The sequence below is a fragment of the Rhodococcus sp. SJ-3 genome, assembly GCF_051918125.1.
In the GTDB taxonomy this organism is placed as follows: domain Bacteria; phylum Actinomycetota; class Actinomycetes; order Mycobacteriales; family Mycobacteriaceae; genus Rhodococcus.
The window spans coordinates 2,589,931-2,610,472 of sequence record NZ_CM123306.1 but is presented as its reverse complement, the minus strand read 5'-3'; the positions used below and the strand labels follow the sequence as shown (position 1 = coordinate 2,610,472).

23 protein-coding genes are annotated in these 20,542 nt (G+C 66.5%); 9 read left to right on the top strand and 14 right to left on the bottom strand.

The annotated features are described in order from the left end of the window. Positions 1 to 41: 41 nt before the first annotated feature. The gene (locus tag ACTDXD_RS12035; RefSeq protein WP_440127233.1) at positions 42 to 539 is read left to right on the top strand and encodes a PaaI family thioesterase; all 498 of its coding nucleotides are present in this window, start codon (positions 42 to 44) and stop codon (positions 537 to 539) included. A 4-nt stretch (positions 540 to 543) separates the two neighbouring features. Here ACTDXD_RS12035 and serS read toward each other — a convergent pair whose 3' ends face one another. Together serS and ACTDXD_RS12025 are read right to left on the bottom strand one after the other, a co-directional pair. Further along, on the bottom strand, positions 544 to 1,806 hold the full coding sequence (serS, locus tag ACTDXD_RS12030) for a serine--tRNA ligase (protein ID WP_440127232.1): 1,263 nt from the start codon (positions 1,804 to 1,806) through the stop codon (positions 544 to 546). 11 nt (positions 1,807 to 1,817) lie between these two features. Continuing rightward, positions 1,818 to 2,210 carry an ankyrin repeat domain-containing protein gene (locus tag ACTDXD_RS12025; protein WP_440127231.1) on the bottom strand — a complete coding sequence of 131 codons (393 nt, stop codon included), beginning with the start codon at positions 2,208 to 2,210 and terminating at the stop codon, positions 1,818 to 1,820. 47 nt (positions 2,211 to 2,257) lie between these two features. On the opposite strand from ACTDXD_RS12025, the gene ACTDXD_RS12020 reads away from it, so the two are divergent. Together ACTDXD_RS12020 and ACTDXD_RS12015 are read left to right on the top strand one after the other, a co-directional pair. Continuing rightward, entirely contained in the window at positions 2,258 to 3,307 is a 1,050-nt protein-coding gene (locus ACTDXD_RS12020; protein WP_440127230.1) for a septum formation family protein, read from the top strand. A gap of 13 nt (positions 3,308 to 3,320) precedes the next feature. Then, complete coding sequence (locus ACTDXD_RS12015) at positions 3,321 to 3,659, top strand: metallopeptidase family protein (protein ID WP_169689234.1); 339 nt, start codon at positions 3,321 to 3,323, stop codon at positions 3,657 to 3,659. Between the two features lie 47 nt (positions 3,660 to 3,706). On the opposite strand, the gene ACTDXD_RS12010 is transcribed toward ACTDXD_RS12015, so the two are convergent. The 9 genes from ACTDXD_RS12010 to ACTDXD_RS11970 all read right to left on the bottom strand — a co-directional run bounded on the left by ACTDXD_RS12010 (position 3,707) and on the right by ACTDXD_RS11970 (position 10,938). Beyond that, positions 3,707 to 3,868, bottom strand: coding sequence for a hypothetical protein (locus ACTDXD_RS12010; RefSeq protein ID WP_440127229.1), 162 nt, complete (start codon positions 3,866 to 3,868; stop codon positions 3,707 to 3,709). A gap of 192 nt (positions 3,869 to 4,060) precedes the next feature. Next, positions 4,061 to 4,348: a putative quinol monooxygenase gene (locus ACTDXD_RS12005; RefSeq protein ID WP_440127228.1), complete on the bottom strand. Its 288-nt coding sequence runs from the start codon at positions 4,346 to 4,348 to the stop codon at positions 4,061 to 4,063. Between the two features lie 91 nt (positions 4,349 to 4,439). Then, positions 4,440 to 5,198 (bottom strand): SDR family NAD(P)-dependent oxidoreductase, encoded by a 759-nt coding sequence (locus ACTDXD_RS12000; protein WP_440127624.1) that lies wholly within the window; start codon positions 5,196 to 5,198, stop codon positions 4,440 to 4,442. Positions 5,199 to 5,221: 23 nt separating this feature from the next. Then, the gene (locus ACTDXD_RS11995; protein ID WP_440127227.1) at positions 5,222 to 6,379 is read right to left on the bottom strand and encodes an acyl-CoA dehydrogenase family protein; all 1,158 of its coding nucleotides are present in this window, start codon (positions 6,377 to 6,379) and stop codon (positions 5,222 to 5,224) included. Positions 6,380 to 6,404: 25 nt separating this feature from the next. Further along, on the bottom strand, positions 6,405 to 7,388 hold the full coding sequence (locus ACTDXD_RS11990) for an NAD(P)H-dependent flavin oxidoreductase (protein ID WP_440127226.1): 984 nt from the start codon (positions 7,386 to 7,388) through the stop codon (positions 6,405 to 6,407). Positions 7,389 to 7,413: 25 nt separating this feature from the next. Further along, positions 7,414 to 8,037, bottom strand: coding sequence for a TetR/AcrR family transcriptional regulator (locus ACTDXD_RS11985; RefSeq protein WP_440127225.1), 624 nt, complete (start codon positions 8,035 to 8,037; stop codon positions 7,414 to 7,416). Positions 8,038 to 8,071: 34 nt separating this feature from the next. Further along, a complete protein-coding gene (locus tag ACTDXD_RS11980) occupies positions 8,072 to 8,833 on the bottom strand; it encodes a 3-hydroxyacyl-CoA dehydrogenase (protein WP_440127224.1) in 762 nt (253 codons plus the stop codon). A 28-nt stretch (positions 8,834 to 8,861) separates the two neighbouring features. After that, on the bottom strand, positions 8,862 to 10,055 hold the full coding sequence (locus ACTDXD_RS11975; protein WP_440127223.1) for a thiolase family protein: 1,194 nt from the start codon (positions 10,053 to 10,055) through the stop codon (positions 8,862 to 8,864). 82 nt (positions 10,056 to 10,137) lie between these two features. Then, positions 10,138 to 10,938 carry a crotonase/enoyl-CoA hydratase family protein gene (locus tag ACTDXD_RS11970; protein WP_440127222.1) on the bottom strand — a complete coding sequence of 267 codons (801 nt, stop codon included), beginning with the start codon at positions 10,936 to 10,938 and terminating at the stop codon, positions 10,138 to 10,140. A gap of 169 nt (positions 10,939 to 11,107) precedes the next feature. On the opposite strand from ACTDXD_RS11970, the gene ACTDXD_RS11965 reads away from it, so the two are divergent. After that, positions 11,108 to 12,079 carry an NADPH:quinone oxidoreductase family protein gene (locus ACTDXD_RS11965; protein ID WP_440127221.1) on the top strand — a complete coding sequence of 324 codons (972 nt, stop codon included), beginning with the start codon at positions 11,108 to 11,110 and terminating at the stop codon, positions 12,077 to 12,079. Between the two features lie 26 nt (positions 12,080 to 12,105). Beyond that, positions 12,106 to 12,900 carry an enoyl-CoA hydratase gene (locus tag ACTDXD_RS11960; protein ID WP_440127220.1) on the top strand — a complete coding sequence of 265 codons (795 nt, stop codon included), beginning with the start codon at positions 12,106 to 12,108 and terminating at the stop codon, positions 12,898 to 12,900. Between the two features lie 42 nt (positions 12,901 to 12,942). Here ACTDXD_RS11960 and ACTDXD_RS11955 read toward each other — a convergent pair whose 3' ends face one another. Together ACTDXD_RS11955 and ACTDXD_RS11950 are read right to left on the bottom strand one after the other, a co-directional pair. Continuing rightward, positions 12,943 to 13,587, bottom strand: coding sequence for a TetR/AcrR family transcriptional regulator (locus ACTDXD_RS11955; protein ID WP_440127219.1), 645 nt, complete (start codon positions 13,585 to 13,587; stop codon positions 12,943 to 12,945). 91 nt (positions 13,588 to 13,678) lie between these two features. Next, positions 13,679 to 14,692 (bottom strand): LacI family DNA-binding transcriptional regulator, encoded by a 1,014-nt coding sequence (locus ACTDXD_RS11950; protein WP_440127218.1) that lies wholly within the window; start codon positions 14,690 to 14,692, stop codon positions 13,679 to 13,681. A gap of 105 nt (positions 14,693 to 14,797) precedes the next feature. Between ACTDXD_RS11950 and ACTDXD_RS11945 the strand changes: the two genes are divergently transcribed. Genes ACTDXD_RS11945 through ACTDXD_RS11930 form a run of 4 tightly spaced genes read left to right on the top strand, consistent with a single transcriptional unit; the run spans position 14,798 to position 19,290 of the window. Next, a complete protein-coding gene (locus ACTDXD_RS11945) occupies positions 14,798 to 16,156 on the top strand; it encodes an MFS transporter (protein ID WP_440127217.1) in 1,359 nt (452 codons plus the stop codon). Then, entirely contained in the window at positions 16,153 to 16,623 is a 471-nt protein-coding gene (aroQ, locus tag ACTDXD_RS11940; RefSeq protein WP_440127216.1) for a type II 3-dehydroquinate dehydratase, read from the top strand. The genes ACTDXD_RS11945 and aroQ overlap by 4 nt, the downstream gene beginning before the upstream one ends. Continuing rightward, entirely contained in the window at positions 16,610 to 17,494 is an 885-nt protein-coding gene (locus ACTDXD_RS11935; RefSeq protein WP_440127215.1) for a shikimate dehydrogenase, read from the top strand. The genes aroQ and ACTDXD_RS11935 overlap by 14 nt, the downstream gene beginning before the upstream one ends. After that, positions 17,494 to 19,290: a bifunctional sugar phosphate isomerase/epimerase/4-hydroxyphenylpyruvate dioxygenase family protein gene (locus ACTDXD_RS11930; RefSeq protein ID WP_440127214.1), complete on the top strand. Its 1,797-nt coding sequence runs from the start codon at positions 17,494 to 17,496 to the stop codon at positions 19,288 to 19,290. Before ACTDXD_RS11935 ends, ACTDXD_RS11930 begins: the two co-directional genes overlap by 1 nt. A 13-nt stretch (positions 19,291 to 19,303) precedes the next feature. On the opposite strand, the gene ACTDXD_RS11925 is transcribed toward ACTDXD_RS11930, so the two are convergent. Next, complete coding sequence (locus ACTDXD_RS11925) at positions 19,304 to 20,542, bottom strand: CynX/NimT family MFS transporter (RefSeq protein ID WP_440127213.1); 1,239 nt, start codon at positions 20,540 to 20,542, stop codon at positions 19,304 to 19,306.

The window sequence follows — 20,542 nt, the reverse complement described above, 5'->3', positions numbered from 1 at the left end:
GGTGTCACGAGCGAGATGACTGTCCGATACCGTCGTCAGTTGTGAGCAAGGACAACGAACAGAACCGGCAACGCACCTACACCTGGGACGATCCGGCGCCCACGTCGGCCGCCAACCGCGACATGCAGGGACTCGACTTCCTGCGCGGTCTCATCGACGGCAGCATTCCCCATCACCCGACATCTCGGACACTCGGCTTCACCGTCACCGACGCGCGGGAGGGGTTCGTCGAGATCACCCTCGAGGTGCAGGAATTCCACGCGAACGCCGTGGGCAGCGTGCACGGCGGAGTCCTCGCGACCCTCTTCGACACGGCGATGGGCTTCGCGGTGTCGAGCACTCTCGATGCGGGCGTCGGATATACGACCCTCGATCTGCAGGTGCGCTACCTGCGAGGAGTACAGCCCGGCCATGTCCTTCGCGTGCACGGATTCTGCGAACACGCAGGGCGCCGCACCGCGACCGCGCGCGGCGAAGCGCGCGACGAACAGGGACGGCTGGTGGCGACCGGCTCCACCTCGTGCCTGATCCTGAGCTGACCCGCTATCGGACGGGCTCCAGGACCTCTCGTCCGACGAACGGAACCAACGCAGGCGGAACCTTGACGGTGCCGTCGGCCTGCTGATGGTTCTCGAGGAGCGCGACGAGCCAGCGTGTCGTGGCCAGCGTTCCGTTGAGCGTCGCGGCGGTCTGCGGTTTGCCGTTCTCGTCGCGATAGCGAACACCGAGGCGACGGGCCTGGAATGTGGTGCAGTTCGACGTCGACGTCAGTTCGCGGTACCGCTCCTGAGTGGGAACCCATGCCTCGCAGTCGAACTTCCGGGCAGCCGAGGATCCGAGGTCGCCGCCTGCGACGTCGATGACCCGGTACGGCACGTCGATCGCGGCGAGCATCTCGCGCTCCCACGTCAGCAGCCTCTGGTGCTCTTCCGTCGCGTCCTCGGGCTTGCAGTAGACGAACATCTCGACCTTGTCGAACTGATGCACGCGGATGATGCCGCGGGTGTCCTTGCCGTAGCTGCCTGCCTCGCGGCGGAAGCACGACGACCAGCCCGCGTATCGCTTCGGGCCGCCGGACAGGTCGAGGATCTCGCCCGAGTGGTAGCCGGCGAGCGGCACCTCGGAGGTACCGACCAGGTACAGGTCGTCGTCCTCGAGGTGGTACACCTCGTCGGCGTGCTGCCCGAGGAAGCCGGTGCCCCGCATGATCTCGGGGCGCACCAGCACCGGCGGGATCATCATGGTGAAACCGTTGGCCGTGGCCTTCTGCGCAGCGAGCTGGAGCAGACCGAGCTGCAGGAGCGCACCGTAGCCGGTGAGGAAGTAGAAGCGCGCACCGGAGACCTTGGCACCGCGTTCCATGTCGATCAGGCCCAGCGACTCACCGAGCGTGAGGTGATCCTTCGGCTCGAAGTCGAACGTCGGCAGCTCCCCTACCGTCTCCAGGGTGACGAAATCGTCCTCTCCGCCGGCCGGAGCACCCTCCTGGACGACGTTGGAGATCGCCATGTGCGCCCGCTCGAGCGCCTCCTGCGCGGCGTTCTGCTCGGCTTCGAGCGTCTTCACCTGGGCCGCGAGTTCCTTCGCGCCGTCGAGCAGTGCGGGCCGCTCCTCCGGGGACGCCTTGCCGACCTTCTTACCGAGCGCCTTCTGCTCGGCGCGGGCGTTGTCACCCGCCAGCACAGCGGCGCGACGGGAGGCATCCGCATCGAGCAGCGCATCGACGAGGCCGGGATCCTCGCCTCGGGTGCGCTGCGAGGCGCGAACGGTGTCGGGATTCTCGCGGAGGAACTTGAGGTCGATCACGAAGGTGAAGCCTACCTTTGCCAGAGCTGCAGGTAGTCTTCGCGCCCGAACATCTTCGCCGCATCCACCGCGGTGGGCTGCCCGCCCATCGGATCAGCGCCCGCCTCGGTGAGGATCCGCACGACCTCTTCCTCGCCCTTGAACACCGCGCCTGCGAGCGGAGTCTGACCGCGGTCGTTCGCCCGGTTCACATCCGCGCCGTGGTCGATGAGAACGCGCACCGCAGCGGCGTTCCCGCGGTAGGAGGCGAGCATGACGAGCGTGTCACCGGCTCCGTTCGTCAGGTTCGCGGGGACACCTGCCTCGATATACGTCGCCAAGGTCTCGCTCTCGCCTGCGCGCGCAGCATCGAAGCAACGCTGCGCAATCTCCTGGATGCGGGGATCGATCTGGTCGTCGGCCATGAACCGACGTTACCCGGGCGGGCGGTACCAGGGCATGATGGGAGGTGATGGCCGAAGACAAGAAGAAGAAGCCGGTACGGCGTCCGCCGTCAGCCCAGCTGACGCGGCGCGCGTTGGTATTCGTAGCTGCGGGCGCGGTCCTCGCCGCGATCGCGACGTTCGTCGTCGCGGGTTTCGAGGGCACCGATACCGTCGACGGAAACAACAGCGGTGCGTCCCCGTCGACCGGCGCCGTCGCCGGTGACGCGTTCGGCACCTCTACCAGCGGAGACTGCCTGAGCTGGACGGCGCTCGATGCGAGCGACCTCACGAAGGTCGATTGCGAGCAGACCCACCTGTTCGAGGTGGTCCAGGACATCGACCTGAGCATCTTCCCCGGGGCGGAATGGGGACCGGGTTCACGTTTCCCGTCGGTCATGCGGTTCACCGAACTCCGCGACGAGCAGTGCGCACCTGCGGCAATGGACTACCTGGGCGGACACTTCGATCCGCACGGAAAGTTCAGCATCGGGCTGATCAATCCCGGCGAAGCGGGCTGGGCAGCCGGCGAACGGACGCTGCGCTGCGGGCTGCAGTTCTCGTCGACCACCGGCAACCTGCTGCCCATCGAGGGCAGGGTCGCCGACCAGGACCAGTCCCGCGCGTGGGACGTCGGCCTGTGTATCGGCATCAACAACGGGGTCCCGGCCGATCCCGTCGATTGCGCGAAGCCGCACGCCTTCGAAGTAGTTGCGACGGTGGACCTGTCCGAGAACTTTCCGGGCGGACTGCCGAGCATCGAAGACCAGGATGCCTATCTAGAGCAGACCTGCACCGAGCGGGTGAACGAGTACCTGGGCGACCCGGAGGCGCTGCGGAACAAGACGCTGACGCTGTTCTGGGACAATTTGAACTTCGACAGCTGGCTGGCGGGCAGCCGCAAGGTCAACTGCTCTGTCGGTAAGCAGGTAGAGGGCGGTGGATTCGCTTCCATCACGGGCAGCGCGAAGGGCGACATCCTCATCGATGGGCAACCGCCGATTCCGCCGCCCGCGCAGCCCGAGGGCAGGTCGCTTCCCACGCCGCTTCCCGGCGCGGCTCCCCTGCCGGGGGCCTGACCCGATGGTGAAGATGAGTGATGAGCGCTTCGACGGACTCGTCTCCGACGCTCTCGACGAGATTCCCGCGGAACTCACACGGGCAATCGACAACGTGGTGGTGCTCGTCGAGCCGCGACACGAGGACGAGCCGGACCTGCTCGGTCTCTACCAGGGGATCGCGCTGACCGAACGCGACAGCCACTACGCCGGGTCGCTACCCGACACGATCACGATCTACCGCGACGCGATCCTCGACATCTGCGACACCGACGACGATGTGGTGCACGAAGTCGCGGTGACGGTCGTGCACGAGATCGCGCATTATTTCGGAATCGAAGAGGAGCGCCTCCACCAGCTGGGCTGGGGGTAGGCGCTCGGACTCTTGCTCGGTCGGGCTCTTGCTCGGTCGGGCCGGGGTCAGACGCGGGCGGGCGTGTTCCGCTCGACCTCGGCGTTCTTCTTGTCCGAGGCAAGCATGAAGTGGGGGCCGATGGTCGACGCCACGAGCAGGATCAGGCAGCAGGCGACTACGACGGCAACACACGCGACCACGATGACCATGCCGATCAGTTCAAACATGCCCGATTACCTCCACGCTCGATCTCACAGCGAAGTGCGGTCGGTCCGGCACTTCCGACACTCACCTTAACCGTCCGCCCCGTCGCGGCGGAGACCGGCGTCGCACCACCACGCTTTCTCACCGGACCCAGGCGGACGAAAAGCCGGGAGGGAGCGCTCGTGTGCGCGTCCCTCCCGGCTTTCGGGCGACTGTCAGAGTTCGTCGAAATGGGTGAGCTTCGGCGCCCCTGCGAGCAGCGGCCCGAGATCGGTGATGGCGCCGTCACCGGCCCGGAACTTGCGGTACGCGGTGTCGTGCTCCTGCGACTGCCACTTCTCGACGACGACCCAGCGAGCCTCGTTCTTCTGATCGACCAGGATCTCGATACCGACGCAACCGTCGAAGGCTCGGGTCTCGTCGAGGACTCGCGTCATGACCTTCTTCGCATCGTCCAGCGCGTCGGCCTTGAACTCGAGCTCCAGGAGTGCGGTGAGCGCCATGTTCTCCCTTTCGTAGAATACAATTTTCGTGCTCTACATTTCCCGATCGTTTCTGGCCGCGCAATAGGCCGGACCAGAACGAAGCAGAACCTCAGAACATGCTGTATCCGCCGTCGATCAGCGTGGTGCTTCCGGTCTGGAAGCTCGACGCATCGCTCGCCAGGTAGACGGCAATGCCTTCGAAGTCTTCCGGGGTACCCCATCGGCCGAGCGGAACCCGTGAGATCACGTTGCTGTTGAAGACTTCGGATTCCTGCAGCTGCCCGGTGAGATCGGTGGCGATCCAGCCCGGCAGGACACTGTTCACCCGGATACCGAACCGCGCGAACTCGACAGCGCATCCGTTGGCCATCGCGAGCACCGCGGCTTTTGTCGCGCCGTACGCCTGATTGCGACCGGCACCCTGGAGCGCACCGAGACTCGACGTCACGATCATCGTCCCGCCGGTGCCCTGCGCGACGAGGATCTTCGACGCCTCACGCATCGTGAAGTACGCGCCATCGAGGTTGGTCGCCATCACTTTCCGATACTGCTCCGTCGATGATTCGGGGAACTTCTGCAGCGGCCCCGTGATACCTGCGTTGACCACGACGATGTCGAGCCCGCCGAGAGCTGCGGCGGTGTCGGCGACGCCGTCGATCACCGCCTGCTCGTCTGCCACGTCGACCGACCGAGTGACGACCTTCGTGCCGAAACCCCCGAGGCCGGTGGCCGCGGCAGCGAGCTTGTCTGCGCTGCGGCCCCAGAGGGCGACATCGGCGCCTGCGCGCGCGAGTCCGCGCGCCATACCGAGTCCGAGGCCGGCCGATCCGCCGGTCACCAGGGCGCGTCTACCCGTCAGATCGAACATGCCGCTCCCCATGCGCAACTCCGTTACTTGAACTCGGCGGCAATGTCGCGGCCGATGATTTCCTTCATGACCTCGGTGGTGCCGCCGTAGATGGTCTGGATGCGTGCATCCCGGTAGGCGCGACCGATCGCGTACTCCATCATGAAGCCGTAGCCACCGTGCAGCTGCACGCCCCGGTCGACGACACGCTTCTGCAGCTCACTGGCCCACCACTTCGCCTTCGATGCATCGACCGCGGTGAGTTCCCCCGCGTTGAGCGCGAGAATGCAGCGATCGACGTGAGATTCGGTCACCTCGATCTCCGTGAGCATCTCGGCGAGCACGAAGCGGGTGTTCTGCAGATCGCCGATCGGCTTGCCGAACGCCTTGCGCTCGAACACGTACTGCTTGCTCCACTCGTAGGCCGCACGCGCCGACGTGATGGCGCTGACGGCAATACCGATCCGCTCGAGCGGCAGGTTTTCCATGAGGTGGACGAAGCCTCGTCCTTCAGTGCCGAGCAGATTCTCGGCGGGCACGCGCGCATCCTCGAACACCAGCTCGGCGGTGTCCTGCGCGGCAAGACCGACCTTGTCGAGCTTGCGTCCGCGGCTGAAGCCGGGAGCGTCGCGCTCGACGACGATGAGCGAGAATCCCTTCGACCCGGCACTCGGGTCGGTGCGGCACACCACGATGACGAGGTCGGCGTGGATTCCGTTGGTGATGAAGGTCTTCTGGCCGTTGATGACCCATTCGTCACCGTCGCGAACAGCGGTGGTCTTGACGCCCTGCAGGTCGGAGCCCGCGCCCGGTTCGGTCATCGCGATCGCGCCGATGATCTCGCCGGAAGCCATGCGGGGCAGCCAGCGGGCCTTCTGCTCCTCGGTGCCCAGATGCAGCAGGTACGGAATGGCGATGTCGTCCTGCAGGGCAAGGGTCGCGCCGAACGATGTGGTGTTCGTGCGGGCCGTCTCCTCCTGGACGATCTGGCGGAACCGGTAGTCGGTGACACCGGACCCGCCGAATTCCTCGGGTACTCCGAGGCCGAGGATCCCTGCCTTGCCTGCGGCCAGGTACACGGACCGGTCGATGAGCCGTTCCTCTTCCCAGCGCTCGTAGTTCGGTTCGACCTCGCGAGCGTAGAACTCACGCACCGTTTCCCGGTACGCCTCGTGATCACCTTCGAAGTGGGTACGCTTCATGAATTCTCCTGGCAGTAGGCGCGTATCAGGCGTTCACGCGGTCGATCAGACCCGCGAGACGCTCGGAGATCAGGGATTGTGCGTCGGCGACGATGCGCTCGACGAGTTCACCTGCGGTGGGAATGTCGTGGATGATGCCCTGGACAGTGCCGACGGTCCAGATGCCGGCCTCAGGGTCACCGTTCTCGTATACGAGACGCCCACGCGCACCGGCGACGAGTTCCTGCACGTCGGGGAACTGTCCACCGCGATCAAGGATCTCGACGACCTCGCGGCTGACGGTGTTGCTGGCGACGCGAGCGGTGTTGCGCAGCGGCCGGAAGATCAGCTCGGTGTCGGTTTCCTTGGCCTCGACGATCGCTTCCTTGATCTTCTGGTGGATCGGTGATTCGACGGTGCACATGAAACGGGTGCCCATGTTGATGCCGTCGGCACCGAGCGCGAGTGCGGCGACGAGGCCGCGACCGTCACCGAAGCCTCCCGAGGCGATCATGGGGATGGTGATCTGCTCCGCTGCCGCGGCGATGAGGACGAGTCCGGGGATGTCGTCCTCGCCCGGGTGACCCGCGCATTCGAATCCGTCGATGCTGATGCCGTCGACGCCGACGTCCTGCGCCTTGACGGCGTGGCGGACGCTGGTGCACTTGTGCAGCACCTTGATACCGGCGGCATGGAAATCGGGGAGGTGCGGCGCGGGGTTGGATCCCGCGGTCTCGACGATCTTGATGCCGGAGTCGATGATGACCTGTCGGTATTCGTCGTAGGGCGGCGGCGTGATGGAGGGCAGGATCGTCAGGTTGACACCGAAGGGCTGATCGGTGAGCTCGCGGGTGCGGGCGATCTCCTTCTCGAGGTCCTCGGGGGTGGGCTGGGTGAGCGCCGTGATCATGCCGAGTGCACCGGCGTTGGCGACGGCGGCGACCAGTTCGGCGCGGCCGACCCACTGCATTCCGCCCTGCACGATGGGGTGACGAACTCCGAAGGTTTCGGTGAAGGCTGTGGACAGCACGAAAGATCTCCTCGCAGTGAGACGTTCAGATAGTGGTGTGGTAGCCCACGATGCGCAGGGCGATCACGATGTAACGGTCCGCGACCTGCGCCGGGGTGAGTGGGCCGTCGATCTGGTACCAGCGGGCGATGGATTGGAGCATGCCGAGCATGGCCCGCACGGTCTCCTCTGCATCGTCGACGTCGAACACTCCTGCCTCGGTACCGTCACGGACGAGGTCGAGCATGATGAGTTCGAGGCGTTTGCGCGTAGCGGCATAGGTGCGGCGGTTCTCGAAGGAGACGTGCCGCAGTTCGGAATCGAGGCCGGAACGCTTTGCCCGGTGAGTCATGTTCAGGACGATCGCCTCGACGGCATTGGCGAACCGGGCGACCGGGTCGGCGCCGCCGTCCGCGACCGCGGCCAGGACACGGTCGATGAGGTCGAGGACGGCAGCGTCGAGCAGGGTGACGAGAACGGCTTCCTTGTTCTCGTGGTGGTAATACAGCGCGGGCACCGTCACACCGACCCGGCGGGCCAGGTCGCGCACGGTGGTCCCGTGGAAGCCGTTCTCGCTGAAGGCTTCCAGCGCGTGTTCGAGGATGGGGTCGTACCGCAACGGCTCGAAGACCCGCCAATCAGTGAACCTGGTCTCGGGCTGCGCGGTCATCGACCCCTCCTCTCACGTGTGCGTGCTGCAGTGTCTAGCGCGGTGCCATGCGGATGGCACCGTCGAGGCGGATGACCTCGCCGTTGAGCATCGCGTTCGAGACGATGTGTGCGGCCAGAGCACCGTACTCGGCGGGATCACCCAGACGCGCGGGGTGGGGGACCTGCTGGCCGAGCGAAGCCTGGGCTTCTTCCGGGAGCGAGCCGAGCAACGGGGTCTTGAACAGGCCCGGAGCGATGGTCACGACGCGGATGAGCAACGACGCGAGGTCGCGTGCAATCGGCAGGGTCATGCCGACGACGCCGCCCTTGGATGCGGAGTAGGCGGCCTGGCCGATCTGGCCGTCGAAGGCTGCGACGGAAGCGGTGTTGATGATGACGCCGCGCTCGCCGTCGACCGGTTCGGTCTTCGAGATGCGCTCGGCTGCCAATCGGATCACGTTGAACGTGCCGATCAGGTTCACATCGATGACCTTCTTGAAGCCGTCGAGCGGAAACGCGCCCTTCTTGCTGACGGTCTTGACCGCGTTGCCGATGCCTGCGCAGTTCACCGCAACACGCAGCGGTCCGAGCGACTCGGCGAGATCGAGAGCCGCGACAACTGCTGCCTCGTCGGTGACGTCGGCCGGCGCGAAGCGCGCACGGTCGCCGAGTTCCTTGGCGACGGCCTCACCGTTGGAGGAGGGGAGGTCGATGATGACGACGGTGGCTCCGTCGTCGATCAGCGCCTTGGTGGTGGCAAGACCGAGGCCCGAAGCGCCTCCGGTGACGACGGCAACGCTGTCGTTGACGATCATTGAGAATCCTTTCGAGAGTTGTTGCAGTTCAGATACGTTCGATGATGGTGGCGTTGGCCATGCCCGCGCCCTCACACATCGTCTGGAGTCCGTAACGACCACCTGTGGCTTCGAGGTGGTTGACGAGGGTGCTCAGCAGGCGGGTGCCCGACGAACCGAGTGCGTGGCCGAGCGAGATCGCGCCGCCCCACGGGTTGAGCTTGGCCGGGTCGGCGCCGAACTCGTGCGCCCACGCGAGCGGCACAGGCGCGAACGCCTCGTTGACCTCGTAGGCGTCGATGTCGTCGATGTTCAGGCCCGACTTGGCGAGGACCTTCCGGGTGGCCGGAATCGGCGCGGTGAGCATGAAGACCGGGTCGTCACCGGCGACGGAGAACGAGTGGAAACGGGCACGCGGGGTGAGGCCCAGCTTGTTCGCGAGCTCCTCGCTCATGATCAGCGCTGCGGAGGCCCCGTCGGTGAGCGGCGACGAGTTGCCGGGGGTGATGATCCACTGCGCTTCGGGGAAGCGTGCAGCGTACTCCTCGGTGTAGAACGACGGCTTCAGACCGGCCAGTCCTTCCGCGGTCGTTGCGGCGCGCACGGTCTCGTCGACCGTGTGCGCCGCCTGCTCGCCCGCGGCGTTGGTGACCTCGATCGGGACGATCTCCTTGTCGAAGTGCCCGGCGGCGATGGCGGCAGCGGCACGCTGGTGCGACTGCGCGGAGAACGCGTCGAGGGCGTCGCGGTCGAACTTCCACTTCGCCGAGATCAGCTCGGCGGAGATGCCCTGGTTGACCAGGCCCTCCGGGTAGCGGGCCCGGATGCTCGGACCGTGTGTGTCCTTGCCCATCGACGAGGTGCCCATCGGGACGCGGCTCATGGATTCGACGCCGCACGCGATGACCATGTCGTACGCACCGGCGATGACGCCCTGCGCCGCGAAGTGGGCTGCCTGCTGGCTCGAACCGCACTGACGGTCGATCGTGGTGGCGGGCACGGATTCGGGGAAGCCTGCCGCGAGAAGGGCGGTGCGGGAGATGTTGAGCGACTGTTCCGAGGCCTGGTTGACACACCCGCCGATGACATCGTCGACCTGAGCGGGATCGATGCCGTTGCGCTCGACGAGCGAGCGCAGCACGTGCGCGAGCAGTTCGACGGGATGTGTACCCGAAAGTGCGCCTCCGGGCTTGCCTTTGCCGACCGCGGTGCGGACGACATCGACGATGACTGCGTTGGTCATGGTGACTCCTGAATTTTCGCGGGGTGTGGTGCGACCCGGTGTCGCAGGAGCGGTCGCCGCGACACCGGGCCGGGCTCTCGGGTCAGCGGCCCTTCCACACGGGCTGGCGCTTCTGCGCGAACGCGGTGGGGCCTTCGATGGCGTCCTCGCTGCTGAAGACGACCTTCAGTGCTTCGACGTTGGCGTTCCACGCCGCGTCCTCCCAGTCGGGAAGGTTGGCGGTCCGGTAGATCATGGACTTCGATTCGCGCACCGACAACGGCGCGTTGGCAGCGATGGTTTCGGCGATCTCGAGGGCGACGTCGAGGGCAGTGCCTGCCGGAGCGACCCGGTTGACCAGGCCGTACTCCTTGCCTTGCGCGGCAGAGATGGGCTCTCCGGTGAGGGCGAGCTCGAGAGCCAGCTTACGAGGGATCTGCTGCTGCAGCCGGATCACACCGCCCGCTGCGGCGAACAGGCCGCGCTTGACCTCGGGCAGTCCGAGCTTGGCTTCTTCGTCGACCACCGCGAGGTCGCTGGCGAGAACGAGTTCGGTTCCGCCGCCGAGCGCGAATCCGTTGACGGCCGCGATCGTAGGCTTGCTGATCCAGTGCTGCGCGTATCCGGCGAAGCCCCACTCCGGGTGCCCGGCAGCCGAGGTGTCCTCGCCCGAGGCGATGGCCTTCAGGTCGGCGCCCGCGCAGAAGGCTCGGCCGGAGCCGGTGATCACGATGACGCGGACGTCGGCGTCGTTCTCGGCCTGCTCGAGGTAGGTGCCGACAGCGGTCGACAGTGCGCCGTTGACGGCGTTGAGTGCCTTCGGCCGGTTCAGGGTGATGATTGCGACCCCACCGCGCACTTCGTACAGCGCTGCAGCGTCCGTCGTGGTCGTATCGTCGGCCATTCGTGCCCTCCAGAGTCCGAACCTCTACTTATCGATCGCTAAATAGTTATCACGGAGCGATCGATCGGTCAATAGCTGCGGTCTAGCTAGCGCCCGATCAGTTACGCGTGGTAATGATTGCGAGGGAGACCGGCGCGAGACGATTCGTTCCACATACGGCGGGAGAACCATGCAGGCAGCACATCTGACGGAGAACATCGGCCCCGACGGCGTGCACACCGTCGACATCCCGGAGCCCACTCCCGGCCCGGACCACGTCGTCGTCGACCTCCACGCCGCAGGTGTCTCATTCCCCGATCTGCTCCAGACCAGCGCCGGCTACCAGGTGGTGCGCCCACTCCCCTGCGTCCTCGGCTCCGAAGGCGCAGGCATCGTCCGATCCGCCCCCCAAGGCAGCGGGTTCACCCCCGGCCAGCGGGTTGCCGTGCTCGCACACGGCGGAGCGTGGCAGCAGACGGTCGCCGTAAGCCCCGGATCGGTGTTCGCGATCCCGGATCGCGTGTCGCTCACGGCCGCGGCCGGGATGCCGCTGAACTACTTGACCGCTCACTTCGCCCTCGACGAGCGCGCACGCTACCGGCCCGGCGAGACCGTGCTCATCCACGGCGCCGCAGGCGGCGTCGGCACCGCAGCACTCAATGTCGCCGCGGCCCTCGGCCTCGAGACGATCGCGGTGGTGAGCACCGACGCGAAGGCCGAGGTCGCAAGAGCCAACGGAGCGACCCACGTCATCCGTGTCGACGGATTCAAGGACAAGGCCCTCGAACTCACCGCCGGACGGGGCGTCGACATCGTGCTCGACCCCGTCGGCGGCGACCGATTCACCGACAGCCTCCGCAGCCTGGCCCCGGGCGGTCGCGCTGTGGTACTCGGCTTCACCGGCGGCGAGATCCCGACCGTGAAAGTCAATCGTCTTCTGCTCAAGAATATTTCGGTGGTCGGCGCCGGATGGGGTGAACACATCCGCCTGCTTCCCGACTATCCCGCACAACAGTGGACTGCACTGGAGCCGCTGCTGGCATCGGGCGCCCTGCAGGTCCCCGAGCCCACCACCCACCCCCTGACCGAAGCCGCGGATGCGCTGCACTCGCTCGCAAACCGTTCCGCTACGGGCAAAGTCGCACTCTCACTTCGATCCTGATTTCCGAACCCACCGAAGGACACCGCATGACCGACAAACCCACCAACGATCTACCCGGCGTCGACGTCCGGGTCGACGACGGCATCCTGCGCGTGACGATCAACCGTCCGGCACGCATGAACGCCGTGCAGGCGCAGACCCTCAACGCCATCGGCGACGCCTTCGAGAAGTACGCGACCGACGACTCCGTCCGCGCAGCCGTCCTCACCGGCACCGGCCGCGCGTTCTGCTCGGGCGCCGACATCGCAGGTCGCGACCTGTCTGCGGCTCCGACCACCGACACCATCGACGCGGCAAACCGCGCAGCGGGCCTGCTCCGCGCCTTCCCCCGTCCCGTCATAGCCGCCGTCAACGGCGCAGCGGCGGGTGTCGGTGTGTCGCTGGCACTCTCGTGCGACCTCACCGTTGCGAAGGAGTCGACGTACTTCCTGCTGGCGTTCACCAAGATCGGCCTGATGCCCGACGGCGGCGCCACCGCACTGGTTGCCGCGTCGGTCGGACGCGCCCGCGCGTTGAAGATGGCGATGCTCGCCGAACGGCTCCCGGCCCCCGAGGCGGTCGCTGCAGGGTTGATCGCGGACACCTACGCCGATGACGAATTCGACAGCAAGGTCGAGGAACTCGCAAGGCGACTCGCGGACGGACCCACGGACGCCCTGGCATCCACCAAACACGCGATCAATGACGCGACCCTCACCGAACTCGAGAATGCCTTCGGTCGCGAACTCGACGGGCAGATGAAGTTGCTCGCGGGGCCGGGCTTCAAAGAAGGCGTCACCGCGTTCCAGGAGAAGCGCCCCGCGAACTTCCGCACGCTCTGATCACGCGATCGGACCGTTGTCGCCGGTGACGACAACGGTCCGTCACGCGCGGGGAGAAGCCCCCACCATCTTCAGAGCGATCGCCACGTACTTCCTCGCAACCTCCTGCGGGCTCAGCGTCCCCTCGGAGTGATACCAGCGGGGAATCGACTGGCACATCCCCAGCAGCGCGCGGGTCGTCTCGGCGGAGTCGTCGACGTCGAACGCTCCCGACGCCGTCCCTTCCTCGACGATCGTGCGCACAATCTCTTCGATGCCCTTGCGCACCGCCCGGTAGCGCTGACGGTTCTGCGGGCTCAGGTACCGCGCCTCACCTTCGAGCGCCGCGAGCCGCGCACGCATCGTCATCCGCAGCACGATCGCCTCGATCACATTGGACAGGCGCTGCACCGGGTCGGTGCCGCCGTCTGCGTCGGCCGCGTGCGAACGTGAGAGCACGTCGCTCGTCGACAGCTCGAGTAGCGCAATGAGCAGACCCTCTTTGTTCTCATGGTGGTAGTAGAGCGCCGGCACGGTCACGCCGACCCGTCGCGCGATCTCACGCACGGACGTGCCGTGGAATCCGGTTTCGTAGAACGCGTCGAGGCTCGCCGACAGGATCGGGGTGAGCTCCATCGGCTCGAGGGTGCGCCAGTCGGGCGCGACCGTCCCCTCAGCAGCGACGGTGTCGTCGGTCGAACTCCCCATGAACGCATCCAACCTATCGATCGCTATACCCGGACGGCTCGAGGATACCTGTGCAGGTGCCCGGGACGGACGGACTGCCGCCATGGGCGCCTCATACGGCATGACCCGTGGATTCGCGCACCACGAGCTGGGTGGGAAGCACACGTGACCCCGGCTCGGCAACCCGCTCGTAGGCGAGACGGCCGAGGATCTCGATCGCGTGGGCTCCGGCGTCTTCGGTGCGCTCCGCGAGCGTGGTCAGGGCGGGGGTGCAGATCGATGCGCCGAACATGTCGTCGAACCCGGCCACACTCATCTGTTCCGGCACCGCGATTCCCCGTTCGCGCAGTCTCCGGAGAACGCCGATCGCGAGCATGTCGTTGTGGCAGACCACCGCGGTGGCACCCGCCGCAACGGCGGCATCTGCAGCCGCGGGTCCGCTGCCGAGCGTCGGCGAGTACGGTCCGAACCGGCGAACCTGCATGTTGTGCAGTTCCGCCGCATCCTGCAGGCCGGCCCAGCGACGCGCACCGGACCACGATTCCGGTGGCCCGCCGAGCACGAGCAGCGACCGGTGACCGAGCGAGGCCAGGTGGTCGACGATCTGTCGCGTACCCGACGCATAGTCGGCGACCACGCACGAGACCCCGCGAGTAGCGCGGTTGACCAGGGTGACGGCGTTGAATTCGGCGACGCGACGCAGCTCGTCGTCGGGTAACCGCGACGCCGCGAGGACGAAGCCGTCCACGGCGGGTCCGAGGCGCCGCACGAGTTGTTCCTCGGTGGCGGCGCTCTCCCTGGTGTTACCGAGCACGAGGGTCCGGCCGGCCGCGGTGGCAGCTTGTTCGGCACCGTTGATCACGCCCGCGAAGTACGGGTTCGTGATGTCCGGGACCAGCAGGGCGAAGGTATTGGTTCGGCCCGATTCGAGCGCGCGCGCCATCGGGTTGGGGGTGTAGCCGAGCTCGGCGGCGACCCCGAGCACATGGTCGCGGGTGTGCACATTGACGCGGTCGGGATTGCTGAACGAGCGGGACACAGTGGACGCAGCCACACCCGCGGTGCGTGCGACGTCGGTGATGGTGGCTCGTTTACGCGGGGAAACGCGCGGCTGCTCGGGGGGCATGCGAACAGTATGGCAAAAAATGGCAAACGATTGCCGTGTGATGGCCGCCACCCTTACCGTCGTTGCATCGGATAATTGATCCAGCAATCCTCGAAGGGCAATCCCATGGCAGAAACGACCACCGTGCAGCGCACGCCGCGCAAGGCGGCGTTGGCAGCGTGGAGTGGTAGTGCGCTCGAGTACTACGATCTCGCGATCTACGGCACGGCCGCGGCACTCGTCTTCCCTACCATCTTCTTTCCCGAAGGCAACCAGGCCGTCGCCACCGTCGCGTCCCTCGCCACCTTCGGTGTTGCATATGTCGCCCGGCCGTTCGGCTCGTTCCTGATGGGTCACATCGGCGACCGATTCGGGCGCAAACAGATCCTCATCGGCACCCTCCTGCTGATGGGCGTCTCGACCTTTCTCATCGGCTGCCTCCCGACCTACGAACAGGTCGGCATGCTCGCGCCGATCCTGCTCGTCACACTCCGACTCCTCCAAGGACTCTCGGCGGCGGGCGAGCAGGCCGGCGCCAACTCGATGTCGTTCGAGCACGCCCCCGACAACCGGCGCGGTTTCTTCACCAGCTGGACACTCAGCGGCACCCAGGGCGGACAGGTCCTCGCCCCACTGGTGTTCCTGCCGGTCATCGCACTGCTCTCGGACGAACAGCTGCATTCATGGGGCTGGCGAATCCCGTTCTGGATCAGCGCCGCGCTCCTGGTGGTCGGGTTCATCATCCGCCGCTCCCTCGACGAAACCCCCGAATTCCACGCCGAGAAGAAGAGCGCCGAGGTTCCGCCCGCTCCGCTGGCACTGCTGTTCCGCCATCACTGGCGCGGTGTGCTGCGCGTCTTCTTCGCCTCGTTCATCGCAATGGTCAACACCGTCTTCCAGGTTTTCGCCCTGAACTTCGCGACTTCCGACGAATACGGCATCGGTATCAGTTCGACCACCATGCTGTGGCTCGCGATCGTCGCCAACGTCATCGCGGTGGGCACGATCCCGCTCTGGGCCTCACTGTCCGACCGGGTCGGCCGCAAACCCGTGTTCGTCGCCGGGCTGATCGGAACCGCCGTGATGGTGACCGTATTCCTGTGGTCGATCTCCACCGGCAATGTCGCGCTCGTACTGATCTCCGGCATCCTGCTGGCAGGCATCATCTACAGCATGCCGAATGCCTGCTGGCCCTCGACATATGCTGAGTACTTCCCCACCAGCGTCCGGCTCTCCGGAATGGCCATCGGAACCCAGTTCGGGTTCGCACTCGCCGGATTCACCCCCGCTATCGCCGGTGCCCTGATGGGTGGCAACGCCGACAACTGGTACCGCGTGGCGCTGTTCGCATTCGGCGCCGTGCTGATCTCGCTGATCGCAGTCCTGTCCGGACCGAAGGCCACCCACAAGGTGCTCACCCGCGACCTCGGGCAGACCGACAACACCGACGAGGTCACCCGCGTCCCGGCCGGAGTCGCAGGATGACCGGCCGGCCCACCTTCACCGTGCTGAACGGCCCCAACCTCAACCTGCTGGGCAAACGCGAACCCACGCTCTACGGCACCGCCACCCTCACCGATGTCGAAGTGCTCTGCACCCGGGTCGCCGACGAGCTCGGCTACGACCTCGACTTCCGCCAGTCCAACCACGAGGGCGACCTGATCGACTTCGTCCACGAGGTACGCGAGACCACTTCCGGGTTCGTCGTCAACGCGGGGGCGTACACCCACACCTCGGCCGCTCTACACGACGCGCTGGTCACCGTCGCCGCACCGATCATCGAGGTCCATCTGACCAACGTCCATGCCCGCGAACCCTTCCGGCACCACTCGTACGTCACACCGGTCGCGCAGGCCGTCATCGCCGGCTGCGGCGCCTCCGGCTACGAATTCGCTATCCGCCGCCTCGCCTCGCTCGATATCCACCGGGAGATCCACCGTGTCCACCAGTAACACCGTGTCCACCAGTAACACCGATCGCAGCTCGTTCGTCCTCGGTCTCGTGGGTGCCGGAATCAACGGGTCCCTCACCCCCGCCATGCAGGAACGAGAAGGCCTCGAATCCGGCTTCAATCTGACCTACCGGCGGCTCGATGCCGAAAGGATCGGATTCGGCGCCGATGAACTTCCCGAACTCCTCTCCTGGGCAAAGCATTTCGGATTCGACGGACTCAACATCACTCATCCGTTCAAACAGCATGTGATCCCGCTCCTCGACGAACTCTCCGACGACGCCCGCGACCTCGGCGCGGTCAATACCGTCGTCTTCCGCGATGGCAGAACACTCGGCCGAAACACCGACTGGTCCGGCTGGGGCCGTGCATTCCGCCGTCGCCTCCCCGGGGCCATCACCGACGCGGCCGTGCTCGTGGGTGCAGGTGGCGCCGGAGCCGCAGTAGGCTACGCCCTCCTCGACCAGGGAGCCGCACACGTGTCGATCATCGATACGGACACGCAGAAGGCGAAGGACTGCGCGACCCGGCTGGCCAAGCGGTTCGGTGACGAACGTGTCGCTGCAACGGACGATCTCGCCGGAGCCCTGCGCGACGCGCAAGGTCTCGTCAATGCGACCCCTACGGGCATGACCGGGCACCCGGGCCTGCCGGTGCCCGCTGAACTCGTCCGCGACGACCTGTGGGTGTCCGACGTCGTCTACTTCCCGCTCGAGACCGAGCTGATCCGGCTCGCGCGGTCGCGTGGCTGCCGGGTCGTGCCCGGCGGTGGCATGGCCGTGTTCCAAGCAGTCGGAGCCTTCGAGTACTTCACCGGCCGCACACCCGACGCCGAGCGCATGGTCCGGCACTTCGAGGAGCTGACACACTGATGTACAAGGGAATCGCGACCGTATCGCTGTCCGGCGTGCTCGGCGACAAGCTCGAGGCAATCGCCGCCGCGGGTTTCGACGGCATCGAACTCTTCGACAACGACCTCGTGGCGTCGCCTCTGTCGCCCCGCGAGGTGGCGCGACGGTGCGCCGACCTGGGCCTGTCCATCGACCTGTTCCAGCCGGTGCGCGACATCGAAGGCGTCGACCCGGCGCGGTTCCCCACGGTCCTGCACCGCGTGCGGCGCAAGCTCGAGGTGATGAACGAACTCGGCGCGACCATGTTCCTGGCCTGCTCCAACGCACTTCCCGACGCGATCGACGATGCCGAACTGTCCGCCGAGCAACTGCATGCGGTCGGTGAACTCGCCGAGTCGTTCGGCGTCACCCTCGCCTACGAAGCGCTGGCGTGGGGCCGGCACGTGAACCGCGTCGGACAGGCATGGTCGATCGTCGAACGCGCCGACCATCCCGCGGTCACCCTCGCGGTGGACACCTTCCACATGCTGGCCCGCGGCGATGACGGCACCGCACTCGACGGGGTCCCCGGGAGCCGGATCGGATTCGTCCAGGTCGCCGATGCGCCCGTGCTCGACATGAACGTCCTCGAATGGAGCCGGCACTTCCGCTGCTTCCCCGGTCAGGGCACCCTGGATGTGGCCGGAGTCGTGGCCGCCGCACTCGAAGCCGGATACACCGGTCCACTGTCGCTGGAGATCTTCAGCGACGTCGTCCGTGAGGCCGACCCGTTCGTGACCGCACGCGACGCCATGCGTTCGCTGGTCTTCCTCGAAGATCAGCTGGGGTCGCGTCTGTCCGGTCCCGCGCGCGAGCGGGTGGCCGTCGCTCCGCCCGTACCGAAACGCACCGATGTCGCGTTCGTCGAACTCGCAGCACCCACCGGCTCGGCGTATTCCGAGCTCCTGACGGGGTTGGGATTCCATGTCGCCGGGCGGCATCGGAGCAAGCCTGTGGTCCGGTGGCGCAACGGGGGCGCCGAGGTGGTGCTCAACGAAGAATTCGCCCCCGGCCCCGCCGCGACGGCGCTGGGACTCGTCGCGCCGTCCGTCACGGATGTCGCCCAGCGGGCGGGCGCCCTGCTGTGGCCGACCGTCGACAAGACCCGAGGCGAAGGCGAGGCCGGACTTCCGGGCATCACGTCGCCGTCGGGTTTGCACGTGTTCGTCAGCGCCGAGCCCGGGGCACCCGACGACTGGCAGACCGACTTCGTCCCCACCGCTGAACAATCAGACGGCGGATGGCTGGGACTCGACCACGTCGATGTCACCGTCCCCGAAGATGAGCTGAACCAGGAGATCTCGTTCTTCCGTACCCTGTTCGCGTTAGAGCCGGAGAACCCCGAGGAGTACATCCAGCCGCACGGGCGACTCCGCATCCGCGCGCTACGCGCGGCGGCGGGGAACCTGCGGGTTGCGCTCAACGTCTCGGATTCCGGGCCCGACGCCGCGACGCGCTACGGCATCACGCAGTTGGCGTTCGCGACGAGCGATGTCGTCGCCGAGGTCCGTCGTGCCCGCTCGAACGGGGTGGAGTTCCTCCGACCACCGGACAACTACTACGTCGACCTCGACGCACGATTCGTTCTCGAGCCCGGCCTGCTGGACACGTTGCGGGAGCACGGACTGCTGTACGACCGGGTCGGCGACGGCGAGCTGCTCCACGCCTACACGCTGCCCGTCCCCGGCGGGTTCCAGGTCGAACTGCTCGAGCGGCGCGGCGGTTACGACGGATACGGTGCGTCCAACACACATGTCCGGCTCGCCGCACCTCGGTGACGTCGCTCCTGGGTCAGCGCGCGGGGAGATCTTCCTCGTCCGCATCCACCCGGTGCCAGCTGTCCTCGAGAGCGCGCGGCTTGCAGGCGTGATACCCCCCGGCCACCAGTAGTGCAACCGCAAGGACCAAGAGACCGAACGAGGCCGTCCACCCTGTCGTGGCATCGTGTAGCACGCCGAACAGCAGCGGGCCGAGGCACGCGACGGCATAACCGACCCCCTGGGTGAATCCCGACAGCGCGGACGATCCGGCCTGGGTGCGGGTACGGAGGTTGATCAGTGTCAGCGCCATCGGGAACGTGCTGGGCCCGAGGCCGAGAAGCACGATCCACAGGATGGGCACACTCATCGGTGCAAGCCAGAGTCCGGCGAATCCGACGAGCATGCAGGTCGCGCACGCGAGGACCGCGGGGAACGGGTTGTTCATCCTGGCGCACAACGTCGGACCTCCGAAGGCCCCGACAAGGCCCATCAACGAGAACAATCCGACCATGGCACCGCCGAAGGCGGGACTGGCCCCGGCGTCGCCGAGGATGTCGGGGATCCACGTGAACATCGAGTAGGTGACCAGGGAAGTCATGCCGAACATGCCGGCCATTCCCCATCCCACCGGGGAACGCCACACCTGACCATGCGCCTGCGGGGCGGTTGCAACCCGATCGTTCTGCGGGACGGCTCCGCGTCGGCAGAGCAGAACGACGACCCAGGGCAGTGCTGCCGCAAACCCCAGGACGGCCCAGACGCCGATCGACACGCGCCAGCCGTACGCATCGGCCAACGGCACCGCGACGAACGCGGGTGCGATGGTGCCGAGTTGGACGCCGACGATATAGAGCGAGCTCACCACCGCCAGGCGATCGGAGAAGTACCGCTTCACCAGTGGCGGGATGACAACGTTCCCGATACCCATTCCGCCCAGCGCGAGTGCCGACAATGCGAGCAGCACCCACGTGTCGGACACGAAGGCGCGTGCAGCCATGCCGACCCCGGCCATGAGCATCGCGACCAATGCCGTCGTTTCGAGACCCCACCGCCGCGCAAGGAACGGAGTGGCGAATCCGAAAAGGGCGAACATCGCGGTCGGCATCATGCCGAACACACCGACAAGTGTGGACGTGAAGCCCAGTTCTTCACTGATCGCAGAGGCCAGAGGGCTGAACGATGTGACGGCGAGACGGAGCACGAGTGCGGACATGACGATGGCGCAGAAGACGAGCAGGCGGCCGCGTAGAAGACTCACTCGGTAAATCAT

Excerpts from the sequence above, each read along its gene's own strand:
- ACTDXD_RS12010 (WP_440127229.1), bottom strand. The coding sequence starts at position 3,868 with ATGTTTGAACTGATCGGCATGGTCATCGTGGTCGCGTGTGTTGCCGTC.
- ACTDXD_RS11970 (WP_440127222.1), bottom strand. The coding sequence starts at position 10,938 with ATGGCCGACGATACGACCACGACGGACGCTGCAGCGCTGTACGAAGTG.
- ACTDXD_RS11945 (WP_440127217.1), top strand. The coding sequence starts at position 14,798 with ATGGCAGAAACGACCACCGTGCAGCGCACGCCGCGCAAGGCGGCGTTG.
- ACTDXD_RS11950 (WP_440127218.1), bottom strand. The coding sequence starts at position 14,692 with ATGCCCCCCGAGCAGCCGCGCGTTTCCCCGCGTAAACGAGCCACCATC.
- ACTDXD_RS11965 (WP_440127221.1), top strand. The coding sequence starts at position 11,108 with ATGCAGGCAGCACATCTGACGGAGAACATCGGCCCCGACGGCGTGCAC.
- ACTDXD_RS12025 (WP_440127231.1), bottom strand. The coding sequence starts at position 2,210 with ATGGCCGACGACCAGATCGATCCCCGCATCCAGGAGATTGCGCAGCGT.
- ACTDXD_RS11980 (WP_440127224.1), bottom strand. The coding sequence starts at position 8,833 with ATGATCGTCAACGACAGCGTTGCCGTCGTCACCGGAGGCGCTTCGGGC.
- ACTDXD_RS12020 (WP_440127230.1), top strand. The coding sequence starts at position 2,258 with ATGGCCGAAGACAAGAAGAAGAAGCCGGTACGGCGTCCGCCGTCAGCC.
- aroQ (WP_440127216.1), top strand. The coding sequence starts at position 16,153 with ATGACCGGCCGGCCCACCTTCACCGTGCTGAACGGCCCCAACCTCAAC.
- ACTDXD_RS11955 (WP_440127219.1), bottom strand. The coding sequence starts at position 13,587 with ATGGGGAGTTCGACCGACGACACCGTCGCTGCTGAGGGGACGGTCGCG.
- ACTDXD_RS12000 (WP_440127624.1), bottom strand. The coding sequence starts at position 5,198 with ATGTTCGATCTGACGGGTAGACGCGCCCTGGTGACCGGCGGATCGGCC.
- ACTDXD_RS12015 (WP_169689234.1), top strand. The coding sequence starts at position 3,321 with ATGAGTGATGAGCGCTTCGACGGACTCGTCTCCGACGCTCTCGACGAG.
- ACTDXD_RS11975 (WP_440127223.1), bottom strand. The coding sequence starts at position 10,055 with ATGACCAACGCAGTCATCGTCGATGTCGTCCGCACCGCGGTCGGCAAA.
- ACTDXD_RS12005 (WP_440127228.1), bottom strand. The coding sequence starts at position 4,348 with ATGGCGCTCACCGCACTCCTGGAGCTCGAGTTCAAGGCCGACGCGCTG.
- ACTDXD_RS11960 (WP_440127220.1), top strand. The coding sequence starts at position 12,106 with ATGACCGACAAACCCACCAACGATCTACCCGGCGTCGACGTCCGGGTC.
- ACTDXD_RS11985 (WP_440127225.1), bottom strand. The coding sequence starts at position 8,037 with ATGACCGCGCAGCCCGAGACCAGGTTCACTGATTGGCGGGTCTTCGAG.
- ACTDXD_RS11995 (WP_440127227.1), bottom strand. The coding sequence starts at position 6,379 with ATGAAGCGTACCCACTTCGAAGGTGATCACGAGGCGTACCGGGAAACG.
- ACTDXD_RS11930 (WP_440127214.1), top strand. The coding sequence starts at position 17,494 with ATGTACAAGGGAATCGCGACCGTATCGCTGTCCGGCGTGCTCGGCGAC.
- ACTDXD_RS11925 (WP_440127213.1), bottom strand. The coding sequence starts at position 20,542 with ATGATTTACCGAGTGAGTCTTCTACGCGGCCGCCTGCTCGTCTTCTGC.